The sequence below is a fragment of the Kocuria sp. genome (genome assembly GCF_030530945.1).
Taxonomy (GTDB): Bacteria; Actinomycetota; Actinomycetes; order Actinomycetales; family Micrococcaceae; genus Kocuria.
The window spans coordinates 116,787-139,838 of the sequence record NZ_JAUMTZ010000005.1 but is presented as its reverse complement, the minus strand read 5'-3'; the positions used below and the strand labels follow the sequence as shown (position 1 = coordinate 139,838).

General features: G+C 72.3%; 21 protein-coding genes and 2 tRNA genes. 8 read left to right on the top strand and 15 right to left on the bottom strand.

Features of this window, described 5'->3' with window-relative positions; genetic code table 11:
- Positions 1-20: 20 nt before the first annotated feature.
- The 3 genes from ispF to Q4A22_RS06970 form a co-directional block, all read right to left on the bottom strand.
- A complete protein-coding gene (ispF, locus tag Q4A22_RS06980; protein ID WP_303178070.1) occupies positions 21-506 on the bottom strand; it encodes a 2-C-methyl-D-erythritol 2,4-cyclodiphosphate synthase in 486 nt (161 codons plus the stop codon).
- 308 nt (positions 507-814) lie between these two features.
- Entirely contained in the window at positions 815-1,624 is an 810-nt protein-coding gene (locus Q4A22_RS06975; protein ID WP_303178052.1) for a 2-C-methyl-D-erythritol 4-phosphate cytidylyltransferase, read from the bottom strand.
- Between the two features lie 14 nt (positions 1,625-1,638).
- Positions 1,639-2,124, bottom strand: coding sequence for a CarD family transcriptional regulator (locus Q4A22_RS06970; protein WP_303178050.1), 486 nt, complete (start codon positions 2,122-2,124; stop codon positions 1,639-1,641).
- Between the two features lie 264 nt (positions 2,125-2,388).
- On the opposite strand from Q4A22_RS06970, the gene Q4A22_RS06965 reads away from it, so the two are divergent.
- Positions 2,389-2,919 (top strand): hypothetical protein, encoded by a 531-nt coding sequence (locus Q4A22_RS06965; RefSeq protein WP_303178049.1) that lies wholly within the window; start codon positions 2,389-2,391, stop codon positions 2,917-2,919.
- A 169-nt stretch (positions 2,920-3,088) separates the two neighbouring features.
- Here the strand turns inward: Q4A22_RS06965 and Q4A22_RS06960 are convergent, their stop codons facing one another.
- Together Q4A22_RS06960 and Q4A22_RS06955 are read right to left on the bottom strand one after the other, a co-directional pair.
- Entirely contained in the window at positions 3,089-3,769 is a 681-nt protein-coding gene (locus Q4A22_RS06960) for a response regulator transcription factor (protein WP_303178047.1), read from the bottom strand.
- On the bottom strand, positions 3,766-4,959 hold the full coding sequence (locus tag Q4A22_RS06955; RefSeq protein ID WP_303178045.1) for a cell wall metabolism sensor histidine kinase WalK: 1,194 nt from the start codon (positions 4,957-4,959) through the stop codon (positions 3,766-3,768). The genes Q4A22_RS06960 and Q4A22_RS06955 overlap by 4 nt, the downstream gene beginning before the upstream one ends.
- Positions 4,960-5,182: 223 nt before the next feature.
- Here Q4A22_RS06955 and phoU point away from each other — a divergent pair, with 223 nt between their 5' ends.
- A complete protein-coding gene (gene phoU, locus Q4A22_RS06950) occupies positions 5,183-5,881 on the top strand; it encodes a phosphate signaling complex protein PhoU (RefSeq protein WP_303178044.1) in 699 nt (232 codons plus the stop codon).
- Positions 5,882-5,962: 81 nt separating this feature from the next.
- Here phoU and Q4A22_RS06945 read toward each other — a convergent pair whose 3' ends face one another.
- On the bottom strand, positions 5,963-6,721 hold the full coding sequence (locus tag Q4A22_RS06945) for a phosphoglyceromutase (protein ID WP_303178042.1): 759 nt from the start codon (positions 6,719-6,721) through the stop codon (positions 5,963-5,965).
- A 66-nt stretch (positions 6,722-6,787) separates the two neighbouring features.
- Between Q4A22_RS06945 and Q4A22_RS06940 the strand changes: the two genes are divergently transcribed.
- The gene (locus Q4A22_RS06940) at positions 6,788-7,597 is read left to right on the top strand and encodes a class I SAM-dependent methyltransferase (protein WP_303178041.1); all 810 of its coding nucleotides are present in this window, start codon (positions 6,788-6,790) and stop codon (positions 7,595-7,597) included.
- Here the strand turns inward: Q4A22_RS06940 and Q4A22_RS06935 are convergent.
- Both Q4A22_RS06935 and Q4A22_RS06930 read right to left on the bottom strand, forming a co-directional pair.
- The gene (locus tag Q4A22_RS06935; protein WP_303178040.1) at positions 7,588-7,938 is read right to left on the bottom strand and encodes a DUF2516 family protein; all 351 of its coding nucleotides are present in this window, start codon (positions 7,936-7,938) and stop codon (positions 7,588-7,590) included. The genes Q4A22_RS06940 and Q4A22_RS06935 overlap by 10 nt on opposite strands.
- A gap of 9 nt (positions 7,939-7,947) precedes the next feature.
- On the bottom strand, positions 7,948-9,078 hold the full coding sequence (locus Q4A22_RS06930; RefSeq protein WP_303178039.1) for a PLP-dependent aspartate aminotransferase family protein: 1,131 nt from the start codon (positions 9,076-9,078) through the stop codon (positions 7,948-7,950).
- Positions 9,079-9,184: 106 nt separating this feature from the next.
- On the opposite strand from Q4A22_RS06930, the gene tmk reads away from it, so the two are divergent.
- From tmk to Q4A22_RS06910, 4 genes are all read left to right on the top strand, one after another.
- Positions 9,185-9,841 (top strand): dTMP kinase, encoded by a 657-nt coding sequence (gene tmk / locus Q4A22_RS06925; protein ID WP_303178038.1) that lies wholly within the window; start codon positions 9,185-9,187, stop codon positions 9,839-9,841.
- On the top strand, positions 9,838-10,965 hold the full coding sequence (locus Q4A22_RS06920) for a DNA polymerase III subunit delta' (RefSeq protein WP_303178037.1): 1,128 nt from the start codon (positions 9,838-9,840) through the stop codon (positions 10,963-10,965). Before tmk ends, Q4A22_RS06920 begins: the two co-directional genes overlap by 4 nt.
- Before the next feature lie 18 nt (positions 10,966-10,983).
- The gene (locus tag Q4A22_RS06915) at positions 10,984-12,558 is read left to right on the top strand and encodes an alpha/beta hydrolase (RefSeq protein ID WP_303178035.1); all 1,575 of its coding nucleotides are present in this window, start codon (positions 10,984-10,986) and stop codon (positions 12,556-12,558) included.
- A gap of 67 nt (positions 12,559-12,625) precedes the next feature.
- Positions 12,626-12,701 (top strand) — tRNA-Thr (locus Q4A22_RS06910).
- A gap of 117 nt (positions 12,702-12,818) precedes the next feature.
- Here Q4A22_RS06910 and Q4A22_RS06905 read toward each other — a convergent pair.
- The 5 genes from Q4A22_RS06905 to Q4A22_RS06885 all read right to left on the bottom strand — a co-directional run bounded on the left by Q4A22_RS06905 (position 12,819) and on the right by Q4A22_RS06885 (position 20,117).
- Positions 12,819-15,515 (bottom strand): HAD-IC family P-type ATPase, encoded by a 2,697-nt coding sequence (locus Q4A22_RS06905; RefSeq protein ID WP_303178033.1) that lies wholly within the window; start codon positions 15,513-15,515, stop codon positions 12,819-12,821.
- Positions 15,516-15,782: 267 nt separating this feature from the next.
- Positions 15,783-16,391 (bottom strand): hypothetical protein, encoded by a 609-nt coding sequence (locus tag Q4A22_RS06900; protein ID WP_303178031.1) that lies wholly within the window; start codon positions 16,389-16,391, stop codon positions 15,783-15,785.
- A 51-nt stretch (positions 16,392-16,442) separates the two neighbouring features.
- Positions 16,443-16,673: a YbdD/YjiX family protein gene (locus tag Q4A22_RS06895; protein WP_303178030.1), complete on the bottom strand. Its 231-nt coding sequence runs from the start codon at positions 16,671-16,673 to the stop codon at positions 16,443-16,445.
- Positions 16,673-18,958: a carbon starvation CstA family protein gene (locus Q4A22_RS06890; RefSeq protein ID WP_303178028.1), complete on the bottom strand. Its 2,286-nt coding sequence runs from the start codon at positions 18,956-18,958 to the stop codon at positions 16,673-16,675. Before Q4A22_RS06890 ends, Q4A22_RS06895 begins: the two co-directional genes overlap by 1 nt.
- Positions 18,959-19,133: 175 nt before the next feature.
- Positions 19,134-20,117 carry an NAD(P)H-quinone oxidoreductase gene (locus tag Q4A22_RS06885; protein ID WP_303178027.1) on the bottom strand — a complete coding sequence of 328 codons (984 nt, stop codon included), beginning with the start codon at positions 20,115-20,117 and terminating at the stop codon, positions 19,134-19,136.
- A gap of 352 nt (positions 20,118-20,469) precedes the next feature.
- Between Q4A22_RS06885 and Q4A22_RS06880 the strand changes: the two genes are divergently transcribed.
- Positions 20,470-20,557 (top strand) — tRNA-Ser (locus Q4A22_RS06880).
- Between the two features lie 89 nt (positions 20,558-20,646).
- On the opposite strand, the gene Q4A22_RS06875 is transcribed toward Q4A22_RS06880, so the two are convergent.
- Complete coding sequence (locus tag Q4A22_RS06875) at positions 20,647-22,350, bottom strand: phospho-sugar mutase (protein WP_303178026.1); 1,704 nt, start codon at positions 22,348-22,350, stop codon at positions 20,647-20,649.
- Positions 22,350-23,006: a deoxyribose-phosphate aldolase gene (gene deoC, locus Q4A22_RS06870; RefSeq protein WP_303178025.1), complete on the bottom strand. Its 657-nt coding sequence runs from the start codon at positions 23,004-23,006 to the stop codon at positions 22,350-22,352. The genes Q4A22_RS06875 and deoC overlap by 1 nt, the downstream gene beginning before the upstream one ends.
- Between the last annotated feature and the right edge of the window lie 46 nt (positions 23,007-23,052).

Genomic DNA, 23,052 nt, shown 5'->3' with positions numbered 1-23,052 from the left:
ACCTCGGGAGGCGGGTCCGGTCAGGGGCGCCGCACCACCAGCGCGGTGGCGATCGCGGCGATCCCCTCCCCGCGACCGGTGAGGCCGAGGGCGTCCGTGGTGGTGGCGCTCAGGTGCACGGGGGCGCCCGCGGCCCGGGTGAGCACTTCCGCGGCCTCCGCCCTGCGGGGCGCGAACTTGGGGCGGTTGCCCACGAGCTGCACGGAGATGTTGCCCACCGCGTATCCCGCCCCCGTGACGATCCGCACGGCCTCCGCGAGGATCCGGCACCCGGACGCGCCCGCGAACTCGGGCCGGTCCGTGCCGAAGTGGGCCCCCAGGTCCCCCACCCCGGCGGCCGAGAACAGGGCGTCCGCCGCGGCGTGGGCCACCACGTCCCCGTCCGAGTGCCCGCTCAGCCCCCGCTCCCCGGGCCACAGCAGCCCCGCGATCCACAGGGGTGTGCCCTCCGGGCCGAAGGCGTGGACGTCCACACCCACACCCACCTGGGGCAGGGGGAAGGGCACGGCCGCGGTGGGACCGCCCTCCGGGTCCCGCTCCTCACGGGGCCCGTCCACCGGCGCGGGCGGCGCGGATGGACGGGAGTGCTGGGAGGGCAGGCAGTCGTGGGGCGCGGAGGCGTCGGTCATGCACCCATTGTCGCGGACGGGCTCGCCCGTGGCACGGCGGAGTCGCCCCGGGCACAGCACGGGGCGGACGGTCCCGAGGCGCACGGTCATCGGGGCTGTCACGGTGGGCGGCGCTCGGCTCGTTCTCCACGCACCCCGTCCGCAGGTCCGTGGGGGCCGGGGCTGATCCCGCCGGACCGGCGGGATCAGCCCCGGGCGTCGGCGAGCGCGCGGGCCAGGAGCAGGTCCACGGGGCGGGTGATCTTGAAGGACTCCTCGTGCCCGGCCACCAGGTCCACCGGCTGCTCCGGGGCGAAGCGCTCCACGAGGCTGGCGTCGTCCGTGATGCCCTCGGGGTCCCCGTCCGGACCCACAACGGGCTGGGGCGCCGCTCCCTCAGCGGGGGCTCCGGCGTTCTCGTCCGGGGCGTCCCCCGCGGGGACCACGGGCAGCAGCCCCGCCGCGGTGTTCACCCGTTCCAGCAGGTGCCGTTCGAAGCCCTGAGGGGTCTGCACGCGGCGCAGCGCGGAGCGCTCCACCGTGCCCGTGCTGCGCCCGGCGGCGTCCACACCCCGCACGGTGTCCGTCACCTCGGTCACCGGGACCACCGCGCGGGACCCGGACGCGAGCGCGGCGACCACTCGCTCGAAGACAGCGGCCGGGGTGAGGCAGCGAGCGGCGTCGTGCACCAGGACGTGCGTGGCCCGCTCCGGAAGGGCGGCGAGGGCGCGCGCCACGGACTGCGCCCGCGTGGGACCCCCGGTCACGGCGGTGGCGCCCGAGCGGTGGGCCGCGGCCGTGAGCTCGGTGTCCCCCTCCGGAACGGTGACCACGAGCTCCGCGGTAGGCAGAGCCTGGCGCACGGTGCCGAGGGCCCACTCCAGCACGGACCGCCCCGCCACGGGGACCAGGGCCTTCGGAAGGCCGTACCCCAGGCGGGTCCCGGAACCGGCGGCCACGACGACGACCGCGAGCCCGTCCACGGTGGACGGGCTCGCGGTGTGGTGGTGTGTCACGGTGCGGGCTGCGCTCAGTCCGCGGAGAGGATGTCGTCCAGGCGCTTCTCCGCCTCTTCCTCGTCGATCTTCTTGGCGAGGGCCAGCTCGGAGGTGAGGATCTGGCGGGCCTTGGTCAGCATGCGCTTCTCCCCGGCGGACAGGCCCTTGCCGCGGTCCCGGCGCCACAGGTCGCGGACGACCTCGGCGACCTTGAGGACGTCACCGGAGGCGAGCTTCTCGAGGTTGGCCTTGTAGCGGCGGGACCAGTTGGAGGCCTCCTCCGCGTCCTGCGCCTGCAGCACCGCGATGACCTGCTTGAGACCGTCCTCGTCCACGACGTCGCGCACGCCCACGAGGTCCACGTTCTCCGCCGGCACCTCGATCATGAGGTCCCCCTGGGTCACCTTCAGCCGGAGATACATCTTCTCCTCGCCCTTGACGGTGCGAGTCTTGATCTCCTCGATGGTCGCGGCACCGTGGTGCGGATAAACGACCGTTTCGCCAACCTCAAAAACCATGCACAAACCCCTTTCAGCCCACCAAGTCTACCACGGTGTATGATGCGCCGATCCGTCCGACAAGGGCCCTCTCCCGCCCCACGACGCCGCACGGTCGGGTTCCGGGGGGCCCGCCGCGGGCACCTCCCCGCCGCACGGGACACCGCACCGACCGCGCACGCCCGGGGCGCCACGGGTGGGCGCGGATGCAGACGATCCGTGGCCAAACGGATAGACTGGCCCCAGTTTCCGACCCACCGTCCGAGAGCCCGAGGAGTTCGTGCCGTGAAGAACGCCGCCCACAAGAAGCTGCAGCACCTCGGGACGGGTGTGGCAGCGCTCGCCGTCCTGACCACCGTGAGCGGATGCGCGTACATCAGCCCCCAGGCCACCCTGGACAGTTTCGCCCCCGCGGACGGTGTGCAGATGGACCTGGGCGACATGCAGCTGCGCAACATCCTGGTGGTGGGTGAGAGCGCGGACTCCGAGGGCCGCGTGCTGGGCACCGTGATCAACAACGGGAACGACGAGCAGTCCCTTACCCTGGACGCGGGCGGCGCAACCGCCACGATCCAGGTCCCCGCCAACGGCGAGGTGATCCTGGAGAAGTCCAAGCCTGTGATCCTGGACCGCGCGGGCGCCAATCCGGGCCTGATGGTCACCACCAAGTTCACCGGGGACGGCAAGGACAACACCGTCTCCGTCCCGGTGCTGGACCACACCTACGCCCGGTACGCCTCCTTCGTGCCCGGCGGCGCCCCCACCACGCCGGCCAACCCCTCCAACACCCCCAAGGCCGAGGAGCACGAGGGCTAGCAGTCCCGCGGAGGCTCACCTCGGAGGTCGGTGGACAGTCCCCCACGTGGACACGGAAGAGGGTCGCATCCCGCGGGATGCGACCCTCTTGCGTGTCCGCTCCCGCCCCCGTGCAGGGGCGCGTACCCGGTGCCCCGGGCCACTGCTCCGTGGACCGGGGTGGCGCGACTCAGGGCTCGAACTTGTAGCCCAGCCCCCGCACGGTCACGATGTGCCGCGGCGAGGAAGGATCGGGCTCCACCTTGGAGCGCAGCCGCTTCACGTGCACGTCCAGGGTCTTAGTGTCCCCCACGTAGTCCGAGCCCCAGACCCTGTCGATGAGCTGCCCGCGCGTGAGCACCCGACCGGCGTTGCGCAGGAGCATCTCCAGCAGCTCGAACTCCTTCAGGGGCATGGCCACGGGCTCCCCGGCCACGTGCACCACGTGCCGCTCCACGTCCATGCGCACCGGGCCCGCGGCCACCGTGGCGGTGATCAGCTCCTCGGGTTCGGAACGGCGTCGCAGCACCGCACGGATGCGGGCCACCAGCTCCCGGGACGAGTACGGCTTGGTGACGTAGTCGTCGGCACCGAGCTCCAGCCCCAGGACCTTGTCGATCTCCGCGTCCTTGGCGGTGAGCATGATGATGGGCACGTTGGAGCGCTGCCGGATCTGCTTGCACACCTCCGTGCCGGACTGCCCGGGCAGCATGAGGTCCAGCAGCACGAGGTCCGCGCCGGAGCGCTCGAACTCGGGCACCGCGCTGGTGCCGTCCGCCACGACGGTCACGTCGAAGCCCTCCCTGCCCAGCAGGTAGGCCAGCGGGTCGCTCAGGGACTCCTCGTCCTCGACCATGAGAATCTGGGTCACGCGTGCTCCTCAACTCGTTGACCGCGTCCCGTTCCGTGGGCACGCGGCGGCTCCTGGTGGTCCTCTGGGTCGTCCATGACGGGCAGCACCAGTGTGAAGGTGGAGCCGCGCCCCGGCTGGGACCACACCGAGACCTCCCCACCGTGCTGGGCCATGACGTGCTTGACGATGCTCAGTCCCAGCCCGGTCCCCCCGGTCTGCCGGGAGCGGGCCCCGTCCACACGGTAGAAGCGCTCGAAGATCCGGTCCTGCTCGGCCTCGGGGATGCCCGGGCCCTGGTCCGTCACGGTGATCAGCGCCGTGCCGCCGCGCTCCCGCAGCCCCACGCCCACGCGGGTGCCTTCCGGCGAGTAGCGCACCGCGTTGTCCACCAGGTTGCGCACCGCGGTGACGAGCATGTCCGGGTCCCCGAACACCGGGGTGTCGACGCGGCCCCCCACCTTGACCTCGATGCTCCTGGTCTCGGCCGCGAGCCGGCTGCGGTCCACGGCCTCCCCCACCGCCCGGTTCAGGTCCACGGGGGCGCCCTGCGCCACAACGTCCGTGCCCTGCAGCCGGGAGAGCTCGATGATGTCCTGCACCAGGGCGGTCAGCCGCGCGGACTCGCGATGCAGGCTCGCCGCGAAGTGCAGCACGGCCTCGCGGTCCTCGGAGGCGTCCGCAATGGCCTCGGAGAGCAGGCTGATGGCGCCCACCGGCGTCTTCAGCTCGTGGGACACGTTGGCCACGAAGTCGTTGCGGATGGACTGGGCGCGCACGATCTCCGTCTGGTCGTCGGCGAGCAGCAGGATGTACTCGTCCGCAATGGTGACCACGCGCACGTCCAGCACGATGGCCCCGCGCTGCAGCTGCCCCCGGGTGAGCTCCAGACGCTGCTCCTCCACCACGCCGTTGCGCCGGGTGCGGCGGACCATCTCCAGCAGCTCCTCGTGGACCACGGTGTGCCCCCGCACGATGCCGTAGGCGTACGCCGCGGGCGAGGCCCTGACCACTCCGTCCACGCCGTCCACCACCACGTACGCGAGTCCCAGCGCCGCGAGGATCTCGGCGGTCCCCTCTGGCAGCGTGGGCTCCTGCACGTCCACGAACGGGTGACGACGCCGCTGGCTCACCCGCACGGCGACCAGCCCGCTGATGCCCAGCAGGAAGCCGATGAATCCGGCCACCAGGGCGATCGTCGTCTCACTCACGGGAGCCAGCTTAGACCGGCCCGCCCCCGCCGGACCGGCCTCCGCGCGAGGTGGTGGCCCGGTTCAGCCAACGTTCACCTGCGGATGGCGGTTCGTTCACACCGGCCTGCGACTCTTGGCCCGCGTGTGCGGATCCGTCATGCCGCTCCCCGGTGGCCCCCCGCCCGAACGGGACGCGTAGGCTACGGGACCAAGAATCGCCCCGAACGAAAGGACGTCCCCTGTGCGTAAGGTTTTCCAGGCCGAGCTCCACCAGGTCGGCGAAGAGCTGATCCAGATCGCCACTCTCGTGCAGCAGGCGCTGGAGAGCGCCCGGACCGCATTCCTGGACGCGGACATCCAGGTGGCCGAGGAGGTCATCTCCAACGACGCGCGCATCGACTTCCTGCAGAACGACCTCGACGAGCGCTCCATCGACATCCTGGCCCTGCAGGCGCCCGTGGCCTCGGACCTGCGCATGATCGTGGGGGCCCTGCGGATGAGCGCCTCCCTGGAGCGGATGGGGGACCTGGCGCGCCACCTGGCGCAGCTCGCCCGGCTGCGCTTCCCCGAGACCGTCCTGCCGGAGGCCATGCGCGGGCACTTCGAGCAGATGTTCGACATCGACCTCAAGCTGCTCTCCCGGATGATCTCCGTGCTCGAGGACCGGGACATCAGTGAGGCGGACGAGATCTTCGCCCTGAAGTCCGAGCTGAACCTCAAGCACCAGCAGGTCTTCGAGATGCTCGCGGACCCGAGCTGGGACTCCTCCGTGCCCACCGCCGTGGACGTCACCCTGGCGTCCCGCTACCTGGAGCGGATCGGGGACCACGGTGTCTCCGTGGCCCGGAAGGTCTCCTACCTGGTGACCGGCGACTGGGCGCCCGTCTCGGACTCCCGCCCCACGGGCCACGGCAACGTGGCGGCGGACGCCGGCGAGTGACTCCACCGGGCCCGCGCCCGTCACGACGAATCCCCCGCCGGCTGCGTGCCGACGGGGGATTCGTCTGTCCGGGGCTGCGGGCTACTTCTTGCCCTGGTTGGCCACGGCCTGGATGGACTCGGCGGCGGCGTCCGGGTCCAGGTAGCGGCCGCCCGCGGTGACGGGCTTGAAGTTCTGGTCCAGCTCGTAGAACAGCGGGATGCCCGTGGGGATGTTGAGTCCGGCGATGTCGTCGTCGGAGATCCCGTCCAGGTGCTTGACCAGGGCGCGCAGGGAGTTGCCGTGGGCGGCCACCAGCACGGTCTTGCCGGCCTTCAGGTCCGGGACGATCTGCTCGTCCCAGTACGGCAGGAAGCGCTCCAGGACGTCCTTGAGGCACTCGGTGCGCGGCAGCTCGGCCACGTCCGCGTACCGGGGGTCCCCCGCCTGGGACCACTCGGAGGAGTCCTCCAGCGCGGGCGGCGGGGTGTCGTAGGAGCGGCGCCAGGTCATGAACTGCTCCTCGCCGTACTCCTCGCGGATCTCGGCCTTGTTCTTGCCCTGCAGCGCACCGTAGTGGCGCTCGTTGAGGCGCCAGGAGCGCTTCACGGGGATCCACAGCCGGTCCGCCGCGTCCAGCGCGAGGTTCGCCGTGTTCATGGCACGGCGGAGCAGGGACGTGTGGACCACGTCCGGCAGCAGCTGGTTCTCGACGAGCATCTCACCGCCGCGGGTGGCCTCCGCCCGGCCCTTCTCGGTGAGGGGGACGTCCACCCACCCCGTGAACAGGTTCTTCTCGTTCCACTCGGACTGGCCGTGGCGCAGCAGGATGAGCTTGTGTGTGGTCGCATCGTTAGCCATGCCCCCATTGTCCCACCGCTGGGCTCGTGGGGGAACGGGCCACGCGGCGCGGCGTACAGTGACCGTGTGCCCGCTCAGTCCCGCCCCGTGGGAGCCATCACCCGGGGAACCACCAACCCCAACAGGTTGCGCCGCGCGGACCGCTACCTTACCGGGGTCCTCGCCCCGCTGCTGCGCCGCGCCGAGGACCCGCTCGTGGTGGACCTGGGGTTCGGGGCCGCACCACTGACCACCGTGGAGCTGTGGGAACGCGTGCGCGGGGTGCGCCCGGACACGGAGGTCCTGGGCATCGAGATCGACCCTGAACGGGTGGCCGCCGCCCACGTCCACATCCGGCCGGGGCTCTCGTTCCGCCGCGGCGGGTTCGAGATCCCCACCGGTGGCCGCGCCCCCGTGTTCGTGCGGGCGTTCAACGTGCTGCGGCAGTACCCGGTGGCGGAGGTCCCGGCGGCGTGGGAGCTCGCGTGCTCCCGGCTGGCTGCGGGCGGAGTGCTCATGGACGGCACGTGCGACGAGATCGGACGCCTGGCCACGTGGCTGTGCTGCGACGCCCGCGGGCCGCAGACCTTCACCGTGAGCATGCGCCCGGACACCCACGACCTGCCCTCCGACGTGGCCGCCCGGCTGCCCAAGATCCTCATCCACCGCAACGTGGCCGGGGAACCCGTGCACGACTTCCTCGCCGCGGCCGACGCCGCCTGGCTGGCGAACGCGCCGCTGTCACCGTTCGGGGCGCGGCAGCGTTGGATCGCCACGTGCCGGGACCTGCGGGCCGGCGGCTGGCCCGTGCTCCACGGACCCCGCCGGTGGCGGCTGGGAGAGCTCACGGTGCCGTGGTCCGCGGTGGCTCCGCGGGACGCGCCGACCTACCAGTAGCCGGGGTTCCTGGACTGCCCGGAGACCGCGGGGCGGACGTCCGCAAGGTACACACCGGCAATGGTGGCGGCGATGAGCATCAGCAGCAGCGAACCGGTCCCGGGGACACCCGCGCGCACCAGCATGAGCGTGGAGAACACCGCACTGAACACGGTCACCACCGCGGCGCCGCCGGTCAGCGCGAGCCAGAACGCCTTGGTGCGCTTCCACGCGCGCTCGAACTGCACCGCGGGGCGGCGCACGCAGTCGAGAGCGGCGAGCAGTGCCAGGACGGCCACAACCAGGGTGATGGCGTAGTCCAGGTAGTTCGCCAGTGCCAGGGCCCACGGGAAGGAAGTCACGGGCCCAGTCTACCGACCGGCGAGCGCGTCGAGCCCCGCGCGCAGGTCCTGCCAGAGGTCCTCCACGTTCTCGATCCCCACGGACAGCCGCAGCAGGTTCTCGGGCACGCTGTGGGGCTCGTCGTGGTGCCGGCGCCGTCGTTCCACGAGGGACTCCACGCCGCCGAGGGACGTGGCGGGGGTCCACACGCGCAGGCGCGAGACGAGGCGCTCGGCCGCGGCGGCGTCGTCGTGGGGGACCAGTGCGAGCACCGAACCGAACCCGCCCCGCAGCTGCGCGACCGCCCGCTCGTGGCCCGGGTCCTGCGGCAGGCCTGGGTACAGCACCCGTGCGACGGCGGGGTGGTCCTGGGCGCGGCGGGCGAGCTCCGCGGCGGAGGCCATGGAACGCTCCACCCGCACGGCGAGGGTGCGGACCCCGCGCAGGGTCAGCCACGCCTCGAACGGTCCCGGGATCGCACCCTCGAGGGAGCGCTGGGAGTGCAGCCGGGAGCGCAGCTGCTCCGAGGCGCACAGCACAGCGCCCATGAGCACGTCCGAGTGGCCCGCGAGGTACTTGGTGGCGGAGTGCACCACGAGGTCCGCGCCCAGCGTGAGGGGCCGCTGGAGCAGGGGCGTGGCGAAGGTGTTGTCCACCGCGCTGAGCACGCCGCGCTCGCGCGCACCGCGCAGCAGGACCGGGAGGTCGGCGATCTCCAGCATGGGGTTGGTGGGGCTCTCGACCCACAGCATGTCCGCCCCGTCCAGTGCCGCGAGGGTGGCCCCGGTGTCGGCGATGTCCACGGTGCGCACCGTGAAGATCCCCCGCTGCTCCCAGCGGCGGGCGAGCTGCATGCTGCCCTGGTAGCTGTGGCGGGGCAGCACCAGGGTCCCGCCCACGGGCACCAGCGTGAGCACGGCGGTGATCGCGGCCATTCCGGAGGCGTAGGCCAGCGCCGGGCAGGGCGCGTCCTCCAGGCGCGCGAGCACGTCCTCCAGTGCCTCCCACGTGGGGTTGGTGCTGCGCGCGTAGGAGCGGTCCCCCTCGGCCACGGCACCCACGCCCCGGTACGTGGAGGTGAGCACCACGGGAGGGTTCACGGGTGCGTCGTGGGAGTGGTCGGGGCGGCCTGCGGCCACCACCACTGTGTCCTTGTGCATGGCACCACAGCCTAGCCGGGGTCCGTCCGCCACCACCGTGCGCGGCGCCCTCCCCAGGCCCGGCGGCACGCTCCGGCTGTCGGGGGCGCTCGCTAGAGTGGGGGTCGTGAATCGATCAACGCCCGGGGTCCTCGTCGTCTTCGAGGGCGGCGACGGCGCCGGGAAGTCCACCCAGCTGGCCGCCCTGGCGCGTCACCTGCGGCAGGCGGGTCGCACGGTGACCTGCACGCGCGAACCCGGTGGCACCCCGCTCGCGGAGTCGTTGCGCGCCCTGGTCCTGGACCCCACCCATGCGCCCGTGTCCCCCACCACGGAAGCCCTGCTCTTCGCGTCAGCGCGCGCGGACCACGTGGCCAGGCTGATCCGTCCCGCCCTGGAGCGCGGCGAGATCGTGCTCTGCGACCGCTTCGTGGACTCCTCCGCCGCCTACCAGGGCGCGGGGCGTGGCCTGGGGCTCGAACACGTCCTGGAGCTGAACCGGTGGGCGCTGCAGGGTCTCGTGCCGCAGCTGACGGTCCTCCTGGACGTGGACCCCGCCACCGCGGAGGCACGACGCCGCGAGCGCGGGGGGCTCGCCGACCGCATGGAGACGGAGGCACGAGCCTTCCACACCACTGTGAACGCGGCCTTCCGCGAGCTCGCGGCCCGCGCCCCCTCCCGGTACCTGGTCCTGGACGCGGCCGCCCCCGCGCAGGAGATCACCGGTGCCGTGGCGCGGCGCGTGGGTGCGCTGCTGCCCGCCGCCGAGGAGGTCCACCCGTGAGCGTGTGGGACGAGGTGGTGGGGCAGCCGCGCGTGGTAGAGCAGCTGCAGCGCGCCGCCCGGGACAGGGAACCCACCCACGCCTGGCTGTTCACCGGGCCCCCGGGGTCCGGACGCTCCACGGCGGCACGGGCCCTGGCCGCCGCGCTGCTGTGCGAGCACGGGACCGGCTGCGGGCAGTGCCACGCGTGCCGCACGGCGTTGGCGGGCACCCACGCGGACGTCACCAACTTCGTCACCGAGAACCCGCAGATCAGCATCGAGGAGGCCCGCGAGCTCGTGGTGCGGGCACAGGACCGGCCGTCCGTGGGGTCCTGGCGCATCATGGTGGTGGAGGACGCCGACCGCATGACCGAGCGGACCTCGAACGTGATGCTCAAAAGCATCGAGGAGCCCCCGCCGCACACCATCTGGCTGCTGTGCGCGCCCTCCCCCATGGACGTGCTCGTGACCATCCGCTCCCGCTGCCGCCCGGTCACCCTCAAGGTCCCCTCCCCCCAGGACGTGGCACGCCTGCTCGTGGCCCGGCACGGGGTCCCGGAGCAGCGGGCCGTGGAGTGCGCCCGCCTCGCCCAGTGCCACGTGGGGGTGGCCACCCGCCTTGCGCTCTACGACGACGCCCGCACCCGCCGCCAGGAGGTCGTCTCCCTCCCGCTGTCCATGCGGGGTGTCACCCAGGCCGTGCGCGCCGCGGACCGCCTCCACCGTCTGGCGGTGGACGAGTCCGCGGCGGACGCCGAGGCCCGCAACGACGAGGAGCGCGCGCAGCTGCTGGTCTCCATGGGTGCCCCGGAGACGGGCCGCGTTCCGCCCGCCATCCGCGGTGCGCTCAACCGGCTGGAGGCGGACCAGAAGCGCCGGTCCCGCAGGATCCAGACCGACACGCTGGACCGGTTCCTGATCGACCTCACCACGTTCTACCGGGACGTGCTGAGCGTGCAGCTCGGCACCGGCATGCCGCTGATCAACCTGCACCTGGAGGAGCAGATCCGCGGCTACGCCACCAACACCCCGGCGGAGCAGACGCTGCACAGGATCGACGTGATCAGCGAGACCCGCCGCCGGATCCGCACCAACGTCAGCGCCCAGCTCGCGTTCGAGGCCATGATGGTCTCCATCGTCTGACCCCTCGAGAGGCCCCACGTGAAACCCTCCCTCCCCCGCCGCGCCGCCGTCCTCCTGGGCGTCGCGGTCCTGGCCCTCACCGGGTGCTCCGGCGGCACCGGGGAGGACACCGAGGCCCGCGGCAGCGCGGACCCGGACGTCACGGCGAGCACCGACCCGGCGTTGCAGCGCTACTACACCCAGAGCCCGCAGTGGGGCCGGTGCGAGACCAGCACCGACCAGCAGGAGTTCCCGCACGGGCTGGAGTGCGCGGGAATCACCGTGCCGCTGGACTACTCGCACCCCACCGCCGGTGACACCACGGTGGAGATCGCCCGCCTGAAGGCCACGGGCTCCGGGTCCCGTGGGGCGCTGTTCCTCAATCCCGGCGGTCCCGGTGGCTCGGGCGTGGACATGATGGCCTCCACGGGCTACTTCACCTCCCCGCAGATGCGCCGCGACTACGACCTCGTGGGCTTCGACCCCCGCGGCGTGGAGCGCTCCGACGGGATTCACTGCCTCTCCGACGCCGAGCTGGACAGGTGGCGGGCCGAGCCGGCCTTCGACCCGCAGAAGGAGTCCCTGGACGAGTTGCGCAGCGCCTCCCGGGAGATCGGGGAGAAGTGCCACCAGCACTCCTCCGCGGTGGTCTCCCACATGGACACCCAGAGCGTGGCCCGGGACCTGGACGTGCTGCGGGCCGTGATGGGCCAGGCCACCACCCACTACCTGGGCTTCTCCTACGGCACCGAGATCGGGGCCACCTACGCCCACCTGTTCCCCCGGCGCACGGGACGCATGGTCCTGGACGGGGCCGTGGACCCCACGCTGGACGAGCGCGCCTCGTCCCTCGCCCAGGCCGAGGGCTTCGAGGACAACCTGCGGCACTTCGTGGCCGACTGCCAGGAGACCACGAGGAACTGCGCGGTGGCGGGCAAGGACGTCTCCGCCGGCGTCGCCAAGGTCCAGGACATGCTCGCCACCACCGACAGGAAGCGGCCCAAGACCTCCGACGGGCGCACCGTCACGGCCACCAACGCGCTCGAGGGCATCCTGGTGCCCCTCTACTCCACCACCGGGTACCCGCAGCTGAACTCCGCGCTGGCATCGGCTTTCAACGGGGACATGAACCCGCTCATGGCGTTCTCCGACTCCAACCACGGCCGGGACTCCTCCGGGAAGTACACCTCCAACGTGTCCATGGCGTTCACCGCCGTGAGCTGCCTGGACGCCTCCCCCGAGAAGGTCTCCGACGAGCAGATGAAGGCCGCCGCGGCCGAGCTGAGCAGACGCGCGCCCACCTTCGGGCCGTACCTGGGCTACGGGGCCGCGTCCTGCCAGGGCTGGCCGGACGAACCCGTGCAGCCGCTGGACGACTACCGCGCGGACGTGGAGACGCCCGCTCTGGTGATCGGCACCACCCACGACCCCGCCACGCCCTACCCGTGGGCGGAGTCCCTCACCCGCCAGCTCGGCGCCGCCCGCCTGCTGAAGCACGAGGGGTACGGCCACACGGCGTACACCTCCGGCGACTCGTGCGTCACCGGCGCCGTGGACGACTACTTCCTGGACGGGACCCTGCCCGCGGAGGGAACCACCTGCGGCTCCGCCTGATTGGTGGTGCCACAGGCCTGTCTGATAATGTTTCGGCGTGCATCTGGGGTGTATCCACCCCGGTCACGCCGCCTTAGCTCAGTCGGTAGAGCGATTCACTCGTAATGAATAGGTCGCCGGTTCGATTCCGGCAGGCGGCTCCACAGCGGACGCCCCGTCACCACCCGGTGACGGGGCGTTCTGCGTTCCAGTTCCCGGGTCCCGGGTCCCGGGCATCCGTGGCGGACTCCCGGCGCATCCGGTGTCCGGCCCGCCCGGCTCTAGTGGCCCCGCACGTGCGCGTCGGCACGCTGAGCGCGGGCGTCCGCGACGAATGCCTCCGGCTGGGAGCGCCGCAGCCACCGGGTGTGCACGCGGAAGTTGAGTTCCACCAGCAGCGACCCGGCCGCGGCAACCGCCAGCGAGGCCCAGAACAGGGAGGGGTGCGGGAGCTCGAACTGGTGGTAGAGCAGCGAGAGCGGAATGACCAGGACCAGCACGAGCCCCGCGTACATGGCCACCACCAGCGCCAGCCGCACGAGGGTCAGCGGCCGGGAGCCCACGCACAGCACCCACAGCCCCACGAGCACCAGGACCAGGAAGTTCGAGGTCTGGAAGGCCTCCGTGCTGCCCGCCGGGTCCACCGTGCGCTCGTAGAGGTTCAGCGTCACCACGCACAGGGTCACGATCGCAGCGCTCGGAACCGCGAAGTGCAGCGCCCGGCGCAGGTATCCGGAGACGTAGCGCCGGGTGTTGGGCAGCATAGTCAGGATGAAGGAGGGCATTCCGATCATCAGGGCGTCGGCCGTGGAGTACTGGCGGGGCAGGAACGGGAAGGTCCACGCGAGCAGACCCAGGACCACGCCCATGAGTACCGCAAACCCGGTCTTGGTGAGGAACAGGTTGGTCACGCGTTCGATGTTCGCGATGATCCGGCGCCCCTCGGCCAGCACAGCCGGCAACCGCGAGAACTGTCCGTCCAGGAGCACCAGCCGGGAGACCGCCTTGGTGGCGGGGGCGGCGTTGCCCATCGCGATCCCGAGGTCCGCGTGCTTCAGGGCCAGTGCATCGTTGATCCCGTCCCCGGCCATGGCCACCACGTGCCCGCTCTGCTGCAGCCCGGCCACCATGTTCTTCTTCTGGTGCGGGGACACACGGCCGAACACGCTGTGCTCCAGCGCGGCCCGGTGCAGGACCTCGCCGTCGTCCGGCAGCTCGCTGGCGTCCACGGCGCCGTGCGAGACATCCATGCCCGCCATGCCCGCCGCGGCCGCGACCGTTGCGGGGTTGTCCCCGGAGAAGACTTTCAGGTCGATGCCCTGCTCCGTGAAGTAGGCCAGGGTCTCCCGCGCGTCCGCGCGCACCTGCTCCCGGAAGGTGAGGATGAACTGGGGCTGCTGGTCCGCGGGCAGCTTCTGGACGGCGCGCGGCGTCTCGTCGGAACCGCCGTCCCGCGCCATCACCAGGTGCTCTGCGTGGGAGAGCACCATGGTACGCATGCCGGCGCCCGCGAGTCGCTGCGCGTGCCCCCGGGCCTCGCGCCACTGCTCTCCACGCAGCAGCACCTCGGGCGCCCCCAGGACCCAGGCCCCCGAGTCCTCGAACTCCACGCCCGAGTAGCGGTTCGCGGAGGAGAAGGCCAGCACGGCCACAGGCTGGCCGGGGTGCGGGTCCTCGAAGCCCTCGGCCAGGGCCGCGGCCGTGGGGTTCGCGTGCGGGTCCGCACCGAACCAACCGAGGGCCGCCGCCGCCTCGGGGGAAGGGTCCAGGGTCTCCGCGTCGGCGACGGCGTCCGCGACTGTGCCGCAGGCGGCCGGCGGGGCACCGTCGGAGCCAGACGCGTCATGGGTTTCCGCGGTCTTACCTGCCGCGAGGACCTCGCGTCCGACGACGCCGCCCGGCTCCGATCCTCTGCTGCCGCCGGTCCCGGCCGCGCGCTGCGCGCTGGACGGGACGAGGGGGCGGGCGGCGTCGAACGAGACACCACCCTCCGTGAGGGTGCCGGTCTTGTCGAAGCAGACGGTGTCCACCCGGGCCAGGACCTCCACGGCGGGCTGCTCCTGGATGAGGACCTCGTCCCGGGCGAGCTTCACGGCGGCCACGGCAAAGCTGATGGTGGTCATCAGTGCCAGGCCCTGCGGGATCATGGAGGCCACGGAGGACACCGAGGCCACCAGCGCGTCCTCCCACGTTCCGGCGTCCAGGGCGTGGCGCCACCCGCCCGCGGCGCGCATCTGTCCGTTGAGGACCACCGCGATGATGGGGATCAGGGCGATGCTCAGCCACCGCACCACCCGCGCCAGGGACTCGCGCAGCTCGGAGCGGATGGGGGCGAACTGGCGGGCCTCCGTGGCCAGCTTGGAGGCGTGGGACTTCTCCCCCACCGCGGTGACCCGCACGCGGCCGGAACCGCTCGTGACGCTGGAGGCCGAGAACACCCTGTCCCCCCGGCGCTTAAGCACGGGATCGTTCTCCCCCGTGAGCAGGGACTCGTCCATGTCCAGGCCGTCCGCCTCCAGGACCTCCCCGTCCGCGGGAACCTGGTCTCCGCGGCTGAGCAGCAGGACGTCGTCCAGCACGATCTGCTCCAGCGGGATCTGCGTGGTCTGGCCGTCCCGCAGGACCGTGGCGGGGTCCCGCCGCAGGAGCGCGATCCTGTCCAGCTGCCGCTTGGCGGAGAACTCCTGGACGAACCCGATGGTCACGTTGCCGATCGCGGCCAGACAGAACAGCAGGTCCAGCCAGCGGCCGAGCGCGATGATGACGGCGGCACACAGCCCCAGCACCAGGTTGAAGAGTGTGAAGACGTGTGTGCGGATAATGGCCCACACGCTGCGGGACGTGGTGTTCGAGGCTGCGTTGGTGAGCCCCAGCTCCACGCGCTGAGCCACGGCGGCCCGGTCGAGGCCCTCCCGGACCAGTGTCCGCTCATCCACCTCGGGCGGCCTGGATGCGGGGCTCTTGGTCCTCTGGGACATTGCTCTCCTCGGCTCGGGCTCCGGTCTGCACCCCAGTGTATGGGCGGCCACGGCACCCGTTCCCGTCCGGCGTGGGGCTCTTCGGCCTTTCCTTTGGCAACGGTGTTTCATAACATTGTGTCCTGGGCGTTGCGGCTCAGGCGGCCGCGGCGTCCCGCAACAGGGGACACACGGATGCCCCGGAGCCCCTCCGCCCGGCCCGGCCGGTCGAACGGATAACTCCGGGGCATCAGTCGTCCCGGGTCGCGCCCACCACCGCCCGGCCGCTCACCCGCGGCGCGGGGCGTGGGCGGTCATCAGGGCCTCTGCGGCGGCCACGTACTCCTCGACCACCGCTCGGCGACGACGGATCGAGTGCGTCCCCGCGGACGGGGACTCCGGGTGCCCGGACACCGCGCCGGGCCGATCTGCCGCAGGAGCGTCACTCGTCTCCCGGCGGGTGGGTGAGGGGTCTGCGGAGCGTGACCCTGCGGCGTCGTCCGCGGGGCACGCAAAGGGTGCGGCGGCGCTCCCGGAGACCGCGAAACGTGCCATGGTGAGCGCTTCCGCCGCCTGCGCCATGGCGTTGCCCGCGCGGGAGAGCTGCCGGTGGACGTCCGAGAGGTAGCCGGCGGTGGAGTGCGGGATGTCCTGGTTCTGCGACGGCGCGCGCAGGTGCGCCTCCATGCACACGGCGCGGACGCGCGGCAGCAGGTCCGCGAGCTCGTTGGCCACGGGGACGGCGGCGGCCCGCAGCTCGGGGGCCCGAACGGACTCGAGGATCTGGTGGTACCGGTCCAGGCCGCGCTTGAAGCGGTCGTGGGCACGGCGCCAGACGCCCTCGCCCAGCTCGCGCTCGTCCCGGCGCGTGGCCCTGTACTCACCGAGGAAACCCACCGGTGCACCCCTTCCGTTCCGCTGCCCTGCGCAGCGGTCCATGGTATCGCCTCAGCAGCACCGCCCCTCCGGGTGGGCGTCCTGCCAGTCCTGGTAGTCACACCAGAACTCCCGCTCCGTCATGGGCGCCTCGTGGTTCCCGCAGGCCCGGTGGTACTCGAGGTAGCGGTCGTACCTGTCCGCGCCCAGCACGCCGTTGCCGAAGCGCAGCACGCGACAACCCCACCCTGCGAGCCGCGCCCCGAACGACGGCGCCGTGCCCGCCCCGGTGGCCGCGGCCATCAGTGGTGCCCCCCGCCCGTGGGGGTGCGCTGCTCGAGCGGCAGCTGAGCCCACTGCTCGGCGAGCGCCTTCTCCGAGGGCGTGGCCACGAGACCGGAGGGCGCGTAGAACCGGGACTCCACAACGGGGTCCTCGTGGCTGCGCCGCTGCCCGCCCCGCAGCACCCTGACTGTCTCCACGAGGGCCATGACCACCACCACCACGGTGAGCACCACGAACAGCACGGACAGCGTGCCCTGGACGAAGGTGTTGCGCACCACGGCCTCCATGGCCTCCGGTGTCTTGGCGGTGCCGAAGCTCGTCCTCCCCTGCGCCAGGGCGTCCTTGAACGCATTGTGACTGGCCCAGTACCCCACCTTGGGGTTCGAGGAGAAGATCTTCTGCCAGGAGCCGGTGACCGTGACGGCCACGTCGAACGCGAGTGGGAGCAGGATGATCCACAGGTACCGGAACCGGCCCAGGTTCGCGGCGATCGCCAGGCACACGGCGAGACCGATGGCGGCCAGGAGCTGGTTGGCGATGCCGAACAGCGGGTAGAACGTGTTGATCCCGCCCAGCGGGTCCGTGACGCCCAGGATGAGGATGGCTCCCCACCCGGCCACCATCACGGCGGTGGTCAGCCACGCGCCGGCGCGCCAGTTGGCATCCCGGAAGCGCGGGAAGAAGTTGCCCAGTGTGTCCGTGAGCATGAACCGGGCCACGCGGGTGCCGGCGTCCACGGCGGTGAGGATGAACAGGGCCTCGAACATGATGGCGAAGTGGTACCAGAAGCTCGTCATGGCGGGGCCGCCGAACCACTGGCCCATGATGTGCGAGAGCCCCACCGCCAGGGTGGGCGCCCCGCCGGTGCGGGAGACGATGCTCTCCTCCCCCACGGCGGCCGCGGTGCCCTGCAGCAGCTCGGGGGTCACGTGCACCCCGGAGAGGCCCAGGGAGTTCACGAACGCGGCCGCGCCCTCCACGGTTCCCATGGTGGCCGCGGGGGATGCGTTCATTGCGAAGTAGATGCCGCGGTCGATCGAGACGGCCGCCACGAGCGCCATGATGGCCACGAAGGACTCCATGAGCATGCCGCCGTAGCCGATGAACCGCGCCTGACGCTCCTTCTCGATCATCTTGGGAGTGGTGCCCGAGGCGATCAGCGCGTGGAAGCCGGAGAGCGCGCCGCATGCGATGGTCACGAAGAGGAACGGGAACAGGGAGCCGGTGAACGCGGGGCCGTCCGTGCGGCCCGCGAACTCGCTGACCGCGGGAACGGTGATCTCCGGGCGCACCACCACGATCGCGGCGGCGAGCAGCACGATGGTGCCCACCTTCATGAACGTGGAGAGGTAGTCCCGGGGGGAGAGCAGCAGCCACACGGGCAGCACGGCGGCCACGAAGCCGTAGCCGATCACGCACCACGCGAGCGTCACGCGGTCCAGGGTGAACAGCTGGACGCCGAGCTCGGTGTCCGCCACCCAGCCGCCGCCCACGATGGCGGCCATGAGCAGCACGAAGCCGATGACCGAGACCTCCATGACCTTGCCCGGGCGCAGGTAGCGCAGGTACACACCCATGAACAGGGCGATGGGGATGGTCATCCCCACCGAGAACACACCCCACGGCGACTCGCCGAGCGAGTTGACCACCACCAGCGCGAGGATGGCCACGATGATCACCATGATGGTCAGGGTGGCCACGATCGCGGCGTAGCCGCCCACCACACCCAGCTCCTCACGGGCCATCTGTCCCAGGGACCGGCCGCCACGGCGCATGGAGAAGAACAGCACCAGGTAGTCCTGCACCGCACCGGCCAGGATCACACCCACGATGATCCAGATGGTCCCGGGCAGGTAGCCCATCTGCGCCGCCAGCACGGGGCCCACCAGCGGACCGGCACCCGCGATGGCCGCGAAGTGGTGGCCGTAGAGGACCCGCCGGTCCGTGGGCACGTAGTCCTTGCCGTTGGCGCGGTACTCGGCCGGGGTGGCCCGCCGGTCGTCCGGGCGGGTCAGCTTCAGCTCGACGAACTTGGCGTAGAACCGGTAGGCGATGAAGTAGCTGCACACCGCGGCGAACACGAACCAGACGGCGTTCACCGACTCGCCGCGTGCGAAGGCGATCATCACCCACGCCACGCCGCCCAGCAGGGCGATGCCCGCCCACAGGGCGATCCGCCACGGGGTCCACCGGGTCTGCTCCCGGTCCAGGACCTCCGGGTCCACGTGGTTGGGCGGAAGGTTCCGCCGGTTCCGGTCGGTGGGACCGGGTGCGTCCGCCGGCGGGTGGTGCGTGGTGCTCATGGGGAAGGCTCCGAGGCTCGTGCCGACGCGCCCCGAGGCGCGTGTGATTGCACCCATAACCCTATGCGAGCGCTCTCACACGCACAGCGGACGCGCGAGCCCTACGGCGCACCACGGAGCGGGACCCGGCCGGACCTGGGCCCGGCCGGTCCGGCACTGCCCGGCACGGCGCCGGTCACACGGTCAGCAGCACCTTCCCCACGTGGGAGCCGCCGTCGAAGTACTCGTGCGCCTCCCGCACCCGGTCCAGGGGGAACGCGCGGGAGACCAGCGGCCGCACCTGCCCCGAGACCAGCAGGGGCCACACGTACTCGCGCACCGCGGCCATGATGGTGGCCTTCTCGTCCGCGGAGCGGGCCCGGAGGGTCGTGCCGATCACGGCGGCCCGCTTCTGCAGCAGCCGCCCCACGTTCAGCTCCCCCGTGGCGCCGCCCTGCATGCCGATGATCACGATCCGCCCGTTGGTGGCCACGGCCCGCAGGTTGGGGTCCAGGTACCTGGCCCCCACCACGTCCAGGATCACGTCTGCTCCCCGCCCGCCCGTGAGCTCGTGGACGCGCCCCACGAAGTCCTCGCTCCGGTAGTTGACGGCGGTGGCCCCCAGCTCGCGCACCACGCGGGCCTTCTCGTCACTGCCCACCGTGGCGACCACCGTGAGACCCAGCGCCACGGCCACCTGGATGGCGTGCGTTCCGATGCCCCCGGCGCCACCGTGCACGAGCAGGGTCTCCCCCTCGCGTGCCGCGGCCGCCATGAACACGTTGGAGAACACGGTCGCCGCCACCTCCGGCAGCCCCGCCGCCGCCACCGGGTCCACACCCTCGGGCAGCGGAAGCACCTGCCGCCACGGGGCCACCACGCGCTCGGTGTACCCCCCGGAGTCCAGCAGGGCCACCACGGGATCGCCCACGGCCAGCCCGGCATCCTCCGGGACGTCCTTCCCCAGCTCCAGCACCGTTCCAGAGACCTCCAGCCCGAAGACGTCCGTGGCGCCCGGGGGCACCGGGTAGTTGCCCTCCCGCTGCAGGACGTCCGCCCGGTTCAGGCCCGCTGCGGTCACGGCGATCAGCACCCCGTCCGCCGTGAGCTCCGGCTCCGGGACGTCACTCACCCTCAGGACCTCCGGTCCGCCGGATTCCAGGTCACGCACTGCGCGCATGGGATTTTCCTTCCACTCGTCGACTGGTGGCCCCATCCTCCCGCCGGGTGCCGCGGCAGTGCCAGCGGACGACGCCGCTGTTCCCGCTCCGCGGACACCCGCGCCTCCCGGTCGGGGAGCCCTTCGGCATCCGTGGGACGCGTGGGTGGGCCAGCCACCATGGGACACACGGAGCCTGATCGCAACCAGGAGGGGTTGTCCCGCAGGGTCGGGCGGGCCCCGATCACCGGAGTGGCGGGTGCGCGGCACGCGGGGACGGCGGCGTCGTGCCCGGGTGCGCAGTGGCACGCCGCGCGCGGGGCGTGGAATAATGGCGAGTCGTTCGTGCCGGGCGGATCCCGAGGCGAGCAGAGGAAGGTTGTCCGAGCGGCCTAAGGAGCTGGTCTTGAAAACCAGTGCGCGGTAACCCCGTGCCAAGGGTTCAAATCCCTTACCTTCCGCAGAGGAAAGAGCCCCCGTTGCCTGGAACGTCAGGCGACGGGGGCTCTTTCACGGGGCCGGTCTGCCCCACTGCACCGTGGAGCTGGGCTCAGAGTCCCACGACCTCCCGCAGCTCCGCGCTGATCCGCTCGAGCCGCTCGGCGGCCTCGGCGCGCGGGACCTCGGCGTCGTCGAGCACGGGCAGCACGACCTCCAGGTAGCACTTGAGCTTGGGCTCCGTGCCGGAGGGACGCACGATCACACGGTCGTCCGCCTCGGTGCGCAGCAGGACGCCCTCGGTGGGGAGCATCTCGGGCCCGCCCTCGGAGAGGTCCACGAACTCCGCGACCGGTGAGCCCGCGAGCTGCCGCGGCGGGTTCTCCCGCAGGCGCTGCATGCCGCGGCCTATCAGCGACAGGTCCGCCACCCTGAACGTCAGCGGCGCCGTGGCGTAGAGCCCGTGCACGCGCGCGAGCCGGTCCAGCTCGTCCTGCACGGTGTGACCGCGGGCCTTGAGCGACGCCACGAGGGAGGCCACACGGACCGCGGTAGAGATGCCGTCCTTGTCACGCACTGCGGCGGGGTCCGTGCAGTAGCCGATGGCCTCCTCGTACCCGAAGCGCAGTCCGGGAGTGCGGGCGATCCACTTGAAGCCGGTGAGGGTCTGCCGGAACGAGAGCCCGTGGTGCGCTGCGATCCGCCCGAGCAGCCGCCCGGAGACGATCGAGCACGCGAGGGTGTCCCCTGCCCGGTCCGGGTCCGCGGCGGCGTCCTCGCCCAGCAGGGCACCGAGCTCGTCGCCGCTGAGGCGCCGCCAGTCCACGGCAGGATCCCCCGTGCCGTCCCCCGTGGGGATGGCCACGGCGCAGCGGTCCGCGTCCGGGTCCAGGGCGATCGCCACGTCCGCGTCCTCGCGCGCGGCCAGCGCCAGGAGCAGGTCAACGGCCCCCGGCTCCTCGGGGTTGGGGAAGGCCACGGTGGGGAAGTCCGGATCCGGCTCCGCCTGCTCGGCCACCACGGCCACCCGGGAGAACCCGGCCTCATCCAGGACCCGCAGCGCCGTGCCGAGTCCCACACCGTGCATGGGTGTGAGGGCGATCGACGCGTCCTGCCAGGTGGTCCCGGGGGCCCGCAGGGACGCGGCGCGGCGCACGTAGTCGGTGACCAGGGCGGCGTCGACGTCGCCCACCGCGGACGGCGAGCGCGGCACCTCGTCCGCGGGGGGTGCCGCGGCGATGCGCTCGGCGATCCGGGCGTCGTCCGGCGGCACGATCTGGACGCCGCGCTCGTCGTCCCCGGAGACCGCGCGGCCGCCGAGGTAGACCTTGTAGCCGTTGTCCGCGGGCGGGTTGTGGGAGGCTGTGACCATCACGCCGGCGTCCGCGCCGAGGGCTCGCACGGCGTAGGCCACGAGCGGGGTGGGCAGCTGCGCGGGCAGCCGCACGGCCCGGCAGCCGGCCGCGGCGAACACCGCGGCGGCGTCCGCGGCGAAGTCCTCGGAGCCGTGGCGGGCGTCGCAGCCCACCACCACGAGCGGCTCGGAGCCCACCCGGTCCACGAGGAACGCGGCCAGCCCGGCGCTCGCGCGGATCACGACGGCGCGGTTCATGCGGGACTCGCCCGCCCCCACCGCGGCGCGCAGCCCGGCGGTGCCGAACACGAGGGGTCCGCTGAAGCGGGACCCGAGCTCCCCGAGCGCTGCGGCATCACCGCCGCGCGCGGCGGCCAGCAGGGTGGTGAGCTCCTCACGGGTGGCGGGATCGGGGTCGTGCTCGATCCACCGCCGTGCTGCGGTGAACAGCTGCTCGCTCATCAGGAGCTCAGCCCCTCCAGGACGGCGCGCGTGCCCGAGAGCCCGAGGCGGGTGGCCCCGGCCTCGACCATCGCCAGGGCCGCCTCGGTGGTGCGGATGCCGCCGGAGGCCTTCACGCCCAGACGGTCCCCCACGGTCTCGGCCATGAGCCGCACCGCGTCCACGCTCGCGCCGCCCGCGGGGTGGAAGCCGGTGGAGGTCTTCACGAAGTCCGCCCCGGCGGCCTCCGCGGCGCGGCAGGCGGCCACGATCTGCTCGCGATCCAGTGCCGCGGACTCGATGATCACCTTGAGCACGGTGGGGGCGGGGCAGGCCGCGCGCACGGACTCGATGTCCTCCCGCACACCGTCCCAGTCCCCGGCAGCGGCCAGACCCAGGTTGACGACCATGTCCACCTCGTCCGCACCGCGGGCCACGGAGTCCGCGGCCTCCACGGCCTTGACCTCGGACGGGTGGGCGCCGGACGGGAAGCCGCACACGGTGGCCAGTTTGACCCCTTCGGGCAACTCCACGTCCAGCAGGGAGGGCGAGACGCAGATGGAGTACGTGCCCAGCTGCGACGCCTCTCGGGCGAGGTCCGCGACCTGCTCCGCGGTGGCCTCGGGCTTGAGCAGGGTGTGGTCCACCATGGCGGCAAGTTCTGAGCGGGTGGTCATGGGGTTCTCCTCGGGGTTCGGGGGTGCCACGGCACGGGCCGGTGGC